The organism is Sphingobium sp. B11D3D (assembly GCF_025961755.1).
Lineage (GTDB): Bacteria > Pseudomonadota > Alphaproteobacteria > Sphingomonadales > Sphingomonadaceae > Sphingobium.
Window position 1 is genome coordinate 1,134,517 of the sequence record NZ_JAOQOG010000001.1, and the last position, 12,272, is coordinate 1,146,788.

The window sequence follows — 12,272 nt, forward strand, 5'->3', positions numbered from 1 at the left end:
CGCTTATCAGCGGCGCCCGGCACCCGCGCCTTTACATCGGCGCGCCGGGAAGAACCCAGGCATTGAGGCCCATCCACAGGGCCATGGCGACCATGAACAGGTCTTCGGTCAGCGAGACGAAGCCGAGTGGCACATTGGTCCCGCCGCCGACGCAGGCACATTTGAGGCTGCGTTTCTCCACATAGACGGCCTTGTAGATCGACACCGCGCCGATGCCGCCGATGAACGCGGCGACTGGCACCGAGAGCCAGGGCAGGGCCCCCGCGAGCATCAGCACGCCGGCGCCCAATTGGGCGAACGGATAGAGCGAGGCATAAGGCACCCATTTGCGGGCCAGCAGATCATAGCCCAGGAACATGGTCGCGAACCGATCCACATCCTGCAGCTTGAGCATCGCCAGCAGGATCATCGTCACGGAGATGAAACGCTCGAGGGTGAGCAGGCTGAGCAGCGGCGCGGCCGTCAACAGATCGATCGTCAGCGCGATCAGCGCCGCTACAGCGAAGACGACCAGAACAGGGGTATAGCTCGTCGCGTTCGGATCTTTGACGCTCAGGCCCAGGAAGCGGCGCAAGTCATCATGGCCACCGATCCGCTGACCGTCGATGAACACCTGCGGCGTGGTGGTCACATAATGCTCGGCCTTGAACGCTTCCTGCTGGGCGCGGGTTTCGATCCAGCGATCCTCGACATCATAGCCTTTGCTGCGCAGCAGGTGCAGCGCCTTGAGACCATAAGGACAGATGTGGCCGGGCATCACCATCCGATAGAGAACGGCCTTACGGCTGCTCGTGGCGCGGGGTTCAGGCATTGACGCTCATCCTTGCTGAGAAGTCCATGCACCCCATATAGGGTCTGTACCATGGTACGGAGTCAAGCATGGCGGCGATGAGCATTTCGGGTCTGGCGACGGCCGGCAACGTGGGGGTCGAGACGATCCGCTTCTACCAGCGCAAGGGGCTGCTCCCTACGCCTGAGAAACAGGCCGGCAATGATCTGTCCGGGGGCATAAGGCGCTATGGAGAGGAGGATGTCCGGCGGCTGCGCTTCATTCGGGCGGCGCAGCAGGCCGGCTTTACGCTGGAAGAAATCCGCACGCTTTTGTCGCTCGATGCGGGGCAGGATCGTGCCCGCGCGCGCGCCTTGGCGGAAGAGCGGCTGGTCCAGCTCGATGAGAAGATCGCGCAACTCGAAGCGGCCCGCGCCTCGCTGCGCCAGTTGGCGCGGACCTGTGCCCGTTCCGAAGAAGGGCCGTGCCCGATCTTGCAATCCTTCGGCGTGTAAGAGCTTATCCGGCGGGGAGGCGCAGGCGGACCATCAGGCCGCCCAGATCCTCGCTCTCGTCCAGCGTGACGGAGCCACCGTAGATTTCCGCGACATCGCGCACGATGGCGAGGCCAAGGCCGGTGCCGGGCTTGCCGCTATCCAGCCGCACGCCGCGATCGAAGATGCGTTCGCGCGCGGCCTCGGGAATGCCCATGCCGTCGTCCTCGACGAGAATGTCGACCCAGGGCGTACTCTGCACCACGGTGACGAACACGCTGCCACCGCCATATTTGGCGGCATTCTCGACCAGATTGCCAAGCAGCTCGTCCAGATCCTGCCGCTCGACGCGGACGACGGCTGTCTGCGCGCCGTCGCGGTCGATGCGGACATCCGGGTAGAGGCGCTCGACGGCGCGCTCCACCGCTTCGAGGCTCGGCCACACCAATGTGCGGCTTTGTGCCGCGCCGCGCCGGCCGAGGGCACGGGCACGGGCGAGATGGTGATCGATCTGGCGGCGCATCGTCCCGGTTTCCCGCACCACCGTGGTGGCGAGGTCGGGCGACTGGGCGGTCGCGGCGTTCATCACGACCGTCAGCGGCGTCTTGAGCGCGTGGGCGAGATTGCCGGCGTGGCGGCGGGCTTCCTCCGCCTGCTGCTCGTTATGGGCGAGCAGCGCGTTCAATTCCTCGACCAGCGGCTGGACCTCCCGGGGCAGGGGCACGGTTACGCGGCTCTTCTCGCCATCCCGCATGCGCGCGATTTCGCGGCGGATATGGCGCAGCGGACGCAGGCCGAAAAACACCTGCAAGCCGGCCAATATGATCAGCCCGACGCCCAGAATGACGAAGCTGTTGAACAGCGTAGCCCGCAGCGCGTGGATCTGCGCGTCCAGGCCCTCGCGGGCCTGCGCGACGATGAAAATCCACCGCGTATTGCTGCCCGGCAGGATCACGGTGCGAGCCATCAGGCGCAGCGGCTCATCGGGGAACTGGTTGCTGTCCATCCCCTCGCCGGGATTGGTTGTCATGCCCGGCGTGACGCGGATCGCGCGATCCCACAGCGAACGGGAGCGCCAGTCTTCATGGCCCTGACCGCTGATCTGGTAATAGAGCCCGCTCGCCGGCTCCAGAAACCGCTGGTCGGCAAGCGGGCGGTTGAACAGCACCTCGCCTTCCGGGCCGATCTCCGCCGAGGAGATCATGGCGGTCAGCACATAGGATAGCCCGTCATCGAAGGTGCGCGTGACGGTGCTTACCAGCACCCGGTCGAGCGCAAGCGCGCCGCCGAGCAACAGCAGGCCGATCCAGATGGCCGAGATGCCGAGAATGCGGCGGCTGAGCGATCCGGTGCTGCGGCTGGAGGCTGGCGGGGGCGCCGTCTCCGCTCCGTGCGGCGCCGGTTCAGCCAGCGGGGTCCTCCAGGCTGTAGCCCAGACCGCGGATGGTGGAGATCACATCGGCCCCCAGCTTCTTGCGGATGCGGGTAACGAACACCTCGATGGTGTTGGAATCCCGGTCGAAATCCTGATCGTAGATATGCTCGATCAGCTCGGTGCGGCTCACTACCTTGCCCTTGTGGTGCATGAGGTAGGAGAGCAGCTTATATTCCTGCGCGGTCAGCTTCACCGGCTCGCCGTTCAGCGTGACCTTGCCCGAGCGGGTATCCAGCCGCACGCTGCCGGCGATGAGCTCGGACGAGGCATTGCCGGACGAGCGGCGAATGAGCGCGCGCAGGCGGGCGATCAGCTCCTCGCTCTGGAACGGCTTGGCGAGATAGTCGTCCGCACCGGCATCGAGCCCGGCAACCTTGTCGGACCAGCTGTCCCGCGCTGTCAGCACGAGCACCGGCACCGCCGAGCCTTCCTTGCGCCAGCGGTCGAGCACGGTCAGGCCGTCGATTTCCGGCAGGCCAAGGTCCAGGATGATCGCGTCGTAGCTCTCGGTCGATCCGAGGAAATGGCCGTCCTCGCCATCGGTCGCCAGGTCGACGGCATAGCCGACGCCTTCGAGCGTGGACTTGAGCTGTTTGCCCAAGGTCGGCTCATCTTCGACGATCAGCAGACGCATGGCTTTTCCTTTCCGAATGAGGGGGCGTGCGCAGGCGATCCGGCCGGATCAGCGCGTCCGTCCGATGATATTGCCGGTCTTGCCGTCCACATCAACCCAGATGACCTTGCCATCCTGCTGGAGGAACTGCATCCGGTACACGCCTTCGCGAACGGATGGAGCGACGCCGACATATTGGGCGTCGCTGATCTCGCGCTCGACACGACGCTTGATGATCGAAAACGGCATCACCTCACCATCGAGCATGGCGCGCCGCGCCGCCCGCTGGTCATCGCCCCGCGCAAAGCTCTGCGCCGAAACCGGGAGGCTGGTGGCCGCCAGTGCCATCAGCCCGCCGAGCAGAAGAGAGGATGAAAGAGTTTTCATGATGCCGTGTTAGCCATCAAGCATTGAACAAGCGCTGAATGTCCCATCTGTCCCCCGTTCAGGGTTCCAGCATATACTGGACGTTGAGGGAAATCGAGGTGGCGATCTCACCGGGCTCGATCTTGGTCTGCGGCGCGGCTGCAGCAGAGTCGCGCATCGCCATCATCGGCATCGGCGGCGGCGCGAAACCGCCACCTTCGGAGATGCTCACCAGGCGCGCGGTGCGGAAGCCGGTCGCCTGCGCATAAAGGTTTGCGCGGGCCTGCGCGGTTTTTAGCGCCTTGGTGCGGGCCTGATCGAGCAGCTTGTCCGGCTCGGCAATGCCAAAGCTCGGGCCGTTGATGTTGGTCGCCCCGGCGGCGACCAGCGAGTCGATCAGATCGCCTGCGTTATTCAGCTTGCGGACCGCGACAGTGAGCTGGTTGCTGGCTTCATAGCCGATGAAGCGCGGACCTTTGCCATCCGTGCGGTCGCTATAATCATATTGCGGGTTGAGGTTGATGCCGCTGGTCTGGATGTCCTTGCGGGCGATGCCGGCTTTCACAAGCGCGGCGATCAGCTTGTCCATCTGGATGGCATTCTGCGCCATCGCATCCTTTGCCGACATCGCGCGGGTCTGCACGCCAGTGTTGATGGTCGCCATATCCGGCGCGCTGTTCACCGATTCACTGACGCTCAGGCTCAGCAGCGGGCCCTTGGCAGCCTGGGGTGCCGGCGGTTGCGGCTGGGCCGAGACAATCGCCGGCATCATGAGAGCGGCAGTTGCAGCGAGCAGAATTGGCAAACGACGCATGGAACATTTTCCCTTTTGTGTGATAGCCATAGAAATGGGCTGAAGCTTCTGAACGCATCCTGACCCATCGAGTTTCTTCCCGTTCATCTGGCGCCTCAGCCCTTGCTCCCGCCGCTTGCATCTGTTTTAGCGCCTTGCCATGGCCCCGCCACTTCTTTCCTTCGAGAATCTCGGTCTCATCCAGGGCGCCGGCTGGCTGTTCCGTGGTCTGGACATTCATGTCGGCGAGCGTGATCGCCTTGCGCTGATCGGTCGCAACGGGGCCGGGAAGACCACTCTGCTCAAGCTGATCGCCGGCACGGTGGAGCCGGACGAAGGCAAGCGCTCGGTCGTGCCCGGGCGCCATGTGGTGATGCTGGAGCAAGATCCGGATGTCTCCGCCTTCGCAACGCTGCATGATTTCGCCACGTCTGGCGCCAAGGCGCCGGCGGCGCATGAGGTGGAAGCGATTGCCGACCAACTCGGCATCGACCTCTCCCGCGCGGCATCGACCGCATCGGGCGGCGAGCGGCGGCGGGCAGCGATTTGCCGGGCACTGGCGAGCGAGCCCGATATCCTGTTGCTGGACGAGCCTACCAACCATCTCGATATCGCCGCGATCACTTGGCTGGAGGATTGGCTGTCGCGCTTCAATGGCGCATTCATCGTCATCAGCCATGACCGGACATTCCTTACGCGTCTTACCCGGTCGACGCTCTGGCTCGACCGGGGCAGCCTGCGGCGGCAGGAGATCGGCTTTGGCGGGTTCGAGGCCTGGATGGAAAAGGCCTATGCGGACGAGGCCCGCGCGGCCGAGAAGCTCGACGCCAAGCTGAAGATCGAGGCGCATTGGCTGGAGCGAGGCGTGACGGCGCGGCGCAAGCGCAATCAGGGGCGGTTGGGCAAGCTGTGGGAGATGCGTGCCCAACGCGCGGCGATGATCGGCCCGCAGGGCGGCGCCAAGCTGGAGGTCACCGCCAACGACACCAAGACCAAGAGCGTCATCACCGCCGAGCACGTCACCAAGCAGTTTGGCGACCGCGCGGTCATCAAGGATTTCTCGATCCGCATTCAGCGCGGCGACCGCATTGGCATCGTCGGCGGAAACGGGGCCGGCAAGACGACGTTGCTGCGCCTGCTGACCGGCGATCTGCAGCCGGATAGCGGCACCATCACGCTGGCCAAGACGCTGGACGGCATCGTCATCGACCAGCAACGCTCGCTGATGCAGCCGGACAAAAGGGTGCGCGATGTGCTGGCCGAGGGCGGCGACTGGATCGACGTGCGCGGCGTGCGCAAGCATGTCCACGGGTATCTCAAGGACTTTCTGTTCGATCCGTCGCTGGCCGAGGCGAAGATCGGCACGCTCTCGGGCGGCGAGCGCTCGCGCCTGTTGCTGGCGCGCGAATTCGCGCGCGAATCCAACCTGCTGGTGCTGGACGAGCCGACCAACGATCTCGACCTGGAAACGCTCGACCTGCTGCAGGAAGTGATTGCCGATTATGACGGTACGGTGCTGATCGTCAGCCATGATCGCGACTTCCTCGACCGCACGGTGACTGTGACTCTGGGACTGGATGGCTCCGGCCGGATCGATGTGATCGCCGGCGGCTATGCGGACTGGGAAGCCAAGCGCCAAAAGCCCAATGCGGCGGGCAAGCGATCGGCTGCGAAGGCGGATGCACCCGCTGCGCCACCGCCGCCCAAGGCGGCGAAGCTCAGCTACAAGGACCAGCGGGATTATGATCTGTTGCCGGGTCAGATCGAAGCGCTCGAGGCGGCGATTGCCCACGATGAAGCCGCGCTCGCCGACCCCGATCTCTATACCAAGAACCCCAAGCGCTTCGCCGAGTTGAGCGCGACGATCGAAAAGGCGCGCGCCCAAAAGGATGCGGCCGAGGAGCGCTGGCTAGAACTGGCCGAGCAGGTCGAGGCCCTGCAGGGTTGAGCCCGGCAAGGGCTGCGTGGCGTCCCGCCCTCTTTAGTCGGACCGCGTGGATCAAGATTTTCGACGCGCCCAGCCATGGTCGGCGGGGGCGTTGTCGCCGACGAGCATTCAGATGACCAGCACTCAACCGATTCGTGGAATTCTGCTCTGCGCCGCCGCTTTGCTGCTGTTCGCGGCGCTGGATACGACCACGAAAGTGCTCACCGTGCATTTCGAGGCGCCGGTGATCGTGGCGGCGCGTTTCATCGGCAACCTCTTGTTGATGCTCGTCGTCATGGCGCCGCGCGGCGGGCGGGAGATGGTGCGCACGACGCGCACCGCGCTCGTCTGGTTGCGTGGCTGCTGCCTCGCCTGCGCCTCCGTACTGATGGCGCTGGCGCTCACCCGCATGCCGGTCGGCGAAGCGACTGCGATCATGTTTCTCGCGCCGACACTGGTCGCGCTGGGTGGCGGGCTGCTGCTCGGCGAGGAAGTCGGGCTGCGAGGCTGGGGCGCTGTGTTGCTCGGGCTGGCTGGCGTCGTGCTGATCGCGCGGCCGGGTGGCGGGCTGGATGTCGTGGGCGTCATGCTCGCTTTGGGCGCCGCCATGCTCAATGGCACCTATCAGCTGATGTCCCGCACGCTCGCGGCGACCGAAAAAACCTTCGCCCTGCTGTTTTATAGCGCCGCTGTTGGCAGCCTCGTGTTTGGCGTGGCAGCGCCCTTCTACTGGGCGGGACGGATGCCGACGCTGCTGGAAGGCGCGCTGCTGGCGTCGCTGGGCCTGTGGGGCGGGGTGGGGCATTATCTGTTCACGGCGGCCTTTCGCCACGCCCCGGCTTCGACCCTGGCGCCGATCACCTATCTGCAGGTGCTGTGGGCGACGGCGCTGGGCTGGATCGTGTTCCGGCATGTGCCCGATCCGGTGGCGATTGTCGGGATGCTGACGATCGGCAGCGCCGGCATGTTGATCGTGCTGAAGCGCCGCCGCCGGACTCCGCCCGCGACGGTGTGAGCGCACCCGAGGGGTCAACCCTCGGCGGTGGCCGAAACCTCATAATGGGTGATCTGCTTGTCGCCGATGCCGAGGTCTTCCCATGTGGCGCGCCAGTCCTTCATGTGCTGGCTCGCGGCATGGGCCTGCTGGGCCTCACGGTCGCGGAAGACCTCGAAGATACGCAGCAGCCCGGGTTCCGCGAGGTCCTCGGCGAAGCTGTAGGCGATGCAACCCGGCTCCGCGCGGCTAGCTGCGACCATCCGCGCAATAACCGGACGCGCTGCGGCCAAGTTCTCCGGCGGCAACCGAACGGACCCGGCGAGGATCAGCATCAGCGGATCGGCGAATCCGGGGCGAGGCGCATGTCGAGATAATTGTCGACGCTCATCATCAGCTGGTCGAGCTCATGCTCGAAGAAGTGATTGGCGTTGCGGATCTCGTCATGATGGATGGTGATGCCCTTCTGCGTGCGCAGCTTGTCGACCAGCTTCTGCACGGAGGCGGCGGAGACGACCTCATCGTTCACGCCCTGGACGATGATGCCGGAGGCGGGGCAGGGCGCGAGGAACGAGAAGTCGTACATGTTCGCCGGCGGCGCGACCGAGATGAAGCCGCGCACTTCCGGCCGGCGCATCAGCAGCTGCATGGAGATCCACGCACCGAACGAGAAACCGGCGATCCACGTCGTCTGCGCTTCCTGGTGGAAGCTCTGGATCCAGTCGAGCGCGGCGGCGGCATCGGAGAGCTCGCCGATGCCATTGTCGAACACGCCCTGCGAGCGACCGACACCCCGGAAATTGAACCGCAGCGTCGCGAAACCGCGCTTCACGAAGGTCTTGTAGAGTGCCTGCGTGATGCGATCGTTCATCGTGCCGCCGCCCTGCGGGTGCGGATGCAGGATCAGCGCAACGGGCGCACGCGGGCGGGGCGGAGGGCTGAAACGACCTTCGAGACGGCCTTCGGGACCGGGAAAAATGACGTCGGGCATGGCACCTGAGACTTGAAATGGGAGCGGGCGACCGAGACTGGCCGACGACGCGGGACGGGCGCTTATATAGGCGGAAGCGCGATTTTCGCAATGTTTCTGGTGGAGGGCGCCCGCTTCAGCCCCGGAGCCAGCCCAGAGCAGCGGCGGTGAGGGGGTTCGTCGGGTCCAGCAGGAGCTTGGTGGTGAGCGCGAGGGACATGACGATCAGCAGGGGTCGCGCGATTCCGGCGCCGAAGCGGATCGCGAGATAGGCGCCGAATTGTCCGCCTGCGATGCTGCCAACCGCCATGGCAAGGCCGGTGATCCAGAGCACATGCCCGCCGATGATGAAGACGATCACGCTGGAGAAATTGCTAGCGAAATTGAGCAGCTTGGTATGGGCTACGGCGCGGATGAGGCCCAGGCCAAACAGGCCGACCAGCGCGGTGGTGAAGAAGGAGCCGGTGCCGGGCCCGAAAAAGCCGTCATAGCCGCCGATGATCGCCGCTGTGACGATAATCGCGAGCGGGCCGAAGCGGCTGTGCCTGTCCTCATCGCTCATGCGGGGCGAGAGGAGGAAATAGAGCACCATCGCGATCAGCAGCATCGGCAGCAGCGCGGAGAGAAAGCCGGAATCGATCCGCGTCACCAGAAACGCGCCGCCCGCAGAGCCGATAAATGACGCCAGCGCCGGCAAGGCGAAGCGGCGGAAATCAATATGTCCGCGCCGGGCGAAGGCGATGACGGCGCCGCAGGTGCCAAAGCTGCTCTGGAGCTTGTTGGTCGCCAGCGCGGCGACGGGCGGGATGCCCGCCGCCAGCAGCGCGGGAATGGTGACGAGGCCACCGCCGCCCGCCATGGCGTCGATGGTCGCGGCGAGAAACGCCACGGCCATGAGGATAAGGATGATGTCGAAGGCTGGATCCATGCCTTCGCATATCAGGTCTGTGTTGCGCCGCAACATGGCTGATTGCACCAGAGGGCAAATCCATTTGCCGCGGCGCGACGGGCCTGTAGGGAAGGGGCGATGAGCCGACGCATCTATCTCGATCATGCCGCGACCACACCGCTGCTGCCGCAGGCTCGCGCTGCGATGCTGGCCGGGTTCGATGCTTGGGCCAATCCCTCATCGCCGCATGCCGCCGGTCGTCAGGCGCGCGCCTTGCTGGAGGATGCCCGCCGCCGCGTGGCGCGGGCGATGGATTGGGATGGGCATGTGTTGTTCACCGCCGGCGCGAGCGAGGCCCTGGCCATCGCGTTGACGCGCGCGAAGGCGTCTCCTTTGCTGGCAGGGGCAAGCGAACATGATGCTGTGCTGCGCCACATTCCGGAGGATCGCCGGCTGCCGGTCGATCATGACGGGATCGTGTGCCTGCCCGATGCCATTGCGCCGGGTACGCTGATCGCGATCCAGCAGGTCAATAGCGAGACCGGCGTGATCCAGCCGCTGGAGGCGTTCGCCGAGCGCATCCACGCGCAAAATGGCCTGCTGCTGGCCGATTGCAGCCAATCGGCTGGGAAGATGCCGCTTCCGAAAGGTCCGGACCTGATCGTCCTGAGCGCGCACAAGCTGGGCGGGCCGATCGGCATTGGTGCGCTGCTGGTACGGGATCTGACGCTGCTCAGCCCAAGCGGCGGGCAGGAGCAGGGCTACCGCGCCGGCACCGAGGCCATGCCGCTGGCGCAGGGCTTTGCGGCGGCGCTGGAAGCCCCGCGCGGCTGGTTGGCTGACGTCGCCGGCTGGCGCGAGCGGATGGACGCGGCTATTCTCGCCGCCGGCGGTGTGATCGTGGCGGGCGCTTCCCCGCGCTTGTCGACTATCGCGAGCTACCGAATGCCCAGTGTGTCCGCGCAAGCGCAGCTCATCCGCTTCGACATGGCCGGGATTGCGGTGTCGGCGGGCAGCGCCTGCTCGTCGGGTAGCTTGCGCACCAGCCATGTGTTGGCGGCCATGGGTTGGCCGCAGGCTGAGGCCGCCGAGGTGATCCGTGTCACTATGGGGCATGACACGTGTGCGGCCGACATTGACGATTTTCTCACTGAGTGGCAGGCCATCGCGCACGGGAACGCAAGACGATGATCTACCTCGATTACCAGGCCACCACGCCGCTGGCGCCGGAGGTTGCGGATGCCATGGTGGCCGCGATGGATCATTATGGCAATCCGAACAGCGCGCATCGCGTCGGCCGCATCGCGGCGGCGGATGTCGAGCTGGCGCGGGGCCGCATTCTAGATGCGCTGGGCCGCGCGGATGGCCGCCTGATCTTCACCAGCGGCGCGACCGAGGCGCTGAACATGGCCATTATCGGCGCCGCGCGGGCTGCTCCGCAGAGCCGGCGACGGGTGGTGACGGTGGCGACCGAACATGCCGCCGTGCTCGATACGGTGATGGCTTTGCGTCGCGAGGGTTTCGAACCGGTGATCGTGCCGGTGAATGCCGACGGGCTGGTCGATCTGGAGATTGCCGAGGCGGCGATCGACGAGCGAGCCGCCCTGCTTGCGGTAATGCAGGTGAACAATGAGATCGGCGTGGTGCAGCCACTCGACCGGCTGTTCGTGATCGCGCGCGCGGCTGGCGTGCCGACATTGTGCGACGCCGTGCAGGGTTTTGGCCGACTGACGACCCCTCAGGCGGACCTGATCGCGATCAGTGCTCACAAGATCCACGGCCCCAAGGGCGTGGGCGCGCTGTGGCTACGCGAAGGGCTTGACCTGCCGCCGCTCATGCATGGTGGCGGGCAGGAACAGGGGGTGAGGCCGGGGACGCTCTCGCCCATGCTATGCGCGGGCTTCGGTGTGGCCGCGCAACTGGCGGCGCAGCGCCGCTATGCCGACCTCGCCCATGTCGAAGCGCTCTGGACGCGCGCGCTGGAGCTGTTTGCGGATTGGCACCTCAATGGTACCGGCGAGGCGCGCTATCATGGCAATCTCAATCTCCGCTGGGCGGGGCTGGACGCGGCGCGGCTGATCTCGGACGTGCGGACGGTCGCCGTTTCCCTCGGGTCTGCTTGCGCAAGCGGGTCCGGCCGGCCGAGCCATGTGCTCAAGGCCATGGGTCTGAGCGATGCAGAGGCGCGCAGTTCGGTGCGGATCGGCATGGGGCGCTACACCAGCATGGCCGATCTGGAAGAAGCCGCGAGCCTGCTCAATCAGGCCGCCGACGCACAGGGAGTGCCCGCATGACCTTAGTCCGCTTCATCAGCGCCAATGGCGAACATGTGCAGGAAGTGGAGGCCAGCGCGGGCGACATTCTGCTCGACGTAGCGCAAGCTGCCGGCCAGCCGCTGGAAGGCACCTGCGAGGGGCAGATGGCCTGCTCCACCTGCCATGTGATCGTGGACGCGGAGCACTTCAGCAAGCTCCCCCGCGCCAGCGAGGATGAGGAGGACATGCTCGATCTGGCTGCCGCCACCACTCGGACAAGCCGGCTCTCCTGCCAAATCGTGCTGAGTGACGCGCTGGAGACGCTGACCGTGCACATTCCCGCCGAGAGCCGGAACATGCAGGGGGCTTGAGGCAGGGCAGGCTAACCACTCCGTCGTTCTCCGTCATCTTCGTGAACACGGAAATCCAGAACTCAGCTGAACCGCTCTTCCGCTCCTAGATTCCCGCGTTGGCGGGATTGACGGGAAAGTGACCTTACGACCGGCCTCGCGCCGCTTGCATTTCCCGCCTCATACCGCCATATGCGCCGCGGAAGTCGGGCGGACGTAGTCTTCGCCAACCTGGTCAGGTCCTGACGGAAGCAGCCACAACGAATTCGCTGCGGGTCGTTCCGGCTTCCACCTCCTCTTCATTGTCATCGCCTTGTTCTGCAGCGCTCTTCTGCTTGCGGGCCTGCGCGCGGACTTGCGGGGGGCAGGATAGGGCGTCATGGGCATGGCGTCATAGGCAGGCCGCGCTTTCGTGGC

General features: G+C 65.6%; 14 protein-coding genes and 1 other RNA gene. 7 read left to right on the forward strand and 8 right to left on the reverse strand.

Features of this window, described 5'->3' with window-relative positions; genetic code table 11:
- Positions 1-31: 31 nt before the first annotated feature.
- Complete coding sequence (locus M2334_RS05340) at positions 32-811, reverse strand: glutaredoxin (protein WP_264604946.1); 780 nt, start codon at positions 809-811, stop codon at positions 32-34.
- A 68-nt stretch (positions 812-879) separates the two neighbouring features.
- Between M2334_RS05340 and M2334_RS05345 the strand changes: the two genes are divergently transcribed.
- The gene (locus M2334_RS05345) at positions 880-1,284 is read left to right on the forward strand and encodes a MerR family transcriptional regulator (RefSeq protein WP_264604947.1); all 405 of its coding nucleotides are present in this window, start codon (positions 880-882) and stop codon (positions 1,282-1,284) included.
- A 4-nt stretch (positions 1,285-1,288) separates the two neighbouring features.
- On the opposite strand, the gene M2334_RS05350 is transcribed toward M2334_RS05345, so the two are convergent.
- The 4 genes from M2334_RS05350 to M2334_RS05365 all read right to left on the reverse strand — a co-directional run bounded on the left by M2334_RS05350 (position 1,289) and on the right by M2334_RS05365 (position 4,491).
- Positions 1,289-2,593 carry a sensor histidine kinase gene (locus M2334_RS05350; protein ID WP_181561478.1) on the reverse strand — a complete coding sequence of 435 codons (1,305 nt, stop codon included), beginning with the start codon at positions 2,591-2,593 and terminating at the stop codon, positions 1,289-1,291.
- Positions 2,594-2,666: 73 nt separating this feature from the next.
- Entirely contained in the window at positions 2,667-3,332 is a 666-nt protein-coding gene (locus tag M2334_RS05355; RefSeq protein ID WP_181560281.1) for a response regulator transcription factor, read from the reverse strand.
- 48 nt (positions 3,333-3,380) lie between these two features.
- On the reverse strand, positions 3,381-3,698 hold the full coding sequence (locus tag M2334_RS05360; protein ID WP_264594090.1) for a hypothetical protein: 318 nt from the start codon (positions 3,696-3,698) through the stop codon (positions 3,381-3,383).
- A 58-nt stretch (positions 3,699-3,756) separates the two neighbouring features.
- Entirely contained in the window at positions 3,757-4,491 is a 735-nt protein-coding gene (locus M2334_RS05365; protein WP_264604948.1) for an SIMPL domain-containing protein, read from the reverse strand.
- Between the two features lie 139 nt (positions 4,492-4,630).
- On the opposite strand from M2334_RS05365, the gene M2334_RS05370 reads away from it, so the two are divergent.
- Complete coding sequence (locus M2334_RS05370; RefSeq protein WP_264604949.1) at positions 4,631-6,418, forward strand: ABC-F family ATP-binding cassette domain-containing protein; 1,788 nt, start codon at positions 4,631-4,633, stop codon at positions 6,416-6,418.
- 112 nt (positions 6,419-6,530) lie between these two features.
- Positions 6,531-7,412 (forward strand): DMT family transporter, encoded by an 882-nt coding sequence (locus tag M2334_RS05375; RefSeq protein WP_264594093.1) that lies wholly within the window; start codon positions 6,531-6,533, stop codon positions 7,410-7,412.
- Between the two features lie 14 nt (positions 7,413-7,426).
- Here the strand turns inward: M2334_RS05375 and M2334_RS05380 are convergent, their stop codons facing one another.
- From M2334_RS05380 to M2334_RS05390, 3 genes are all read right to left on the reverse strand, one after another.
- A complete protein-coding gene (locus M2334_RS05380) occupies positions 7,427-7,726 on the reverse strand; it encodes a putative quinol monooxygenase (protein ID WP_264594094.1) in 300 nt (99 codons plus the stop codon).
- A complete protein-coding gene (locus tag M2334_RS05385) occupies positions 7,726-8,382 on the reverse strand; it encodes an alpha/beta hydrolase (RefSeq protein ID WP_181560275.1) in 657 nt (218 codons plus the stop codon). The genes M2334_RS05380 and M2334_RS05385 overlap by 1 nt, the downstream gene beginning before the upstream one ends.
- Positions 8,383-8,497: 115 nt before the next feature.
- Positions 8,498-9,289 (reverse strand): TSUP family transporter, encoded by a 792-nt coding sequence (locus M2334_RS05390; RefSeq protein WP_264594095.1) that lies wholly within the window; start codon positions 9,287-9,289, stop codon positions 8,498-8,500.
- A 99-nt stretch (positions 9,290-9,388) separates the two neighbouring features.
- Between M2334_RS05390 and M2334_RS05395 the strand changes: the two genes are divergently transcribed.
- The 4 genes from M2334_RS05395 (at position 9,389) to ffs (ending at position 12,151) form a co-directional block, all read left to right on the forward strand.
- Complete coding sequence (locus M2334_RS05395; protein WP_264594096.1) at positions 9,389-10,441, forward strand: cysteine desulfurase family protein; 1,053 nt, start codon at positions 9,389-9,391, stop codon at positions 10,439-10,441.
- Entirely contained in the window at positions 10,438-11,544 is a 1,107-nt protein-coding gene (locus M2334_RS05400) for a cysteine desulfurase family protein (RefSeq protein WP_264594097.1), read from the forward strand. The genes M2334_RS05395 and M2334_RS05400 overlap by 4 nt, the downstream gene beginning before the upstream one ends.
- Entirely contained in the window at positions 11,541-11,876 is a 336-nt protein-coding gene (locus M2334_RS05405; protein WP_264594098.1) for a 2Fe-2S iron-sulfur cluster-binding protein, read from the forward strand. The genes M2334_RS05400 and M2334_RS05405 overlap by 4 nt, the downstream gene beginning before the upstream one ends.
- A gap of 177 nt (positions 11,877-12,053) precedes the next feature.
- An RNA gene (gene ffs / locus M2334_RS05410) (signal recognition particle sRNA small type) lies at positions 12,054-12,151 on the forward strand.
- The last annotated feature ends 121 nt before the right edge of the window (positions 12,152-12,272 follow it).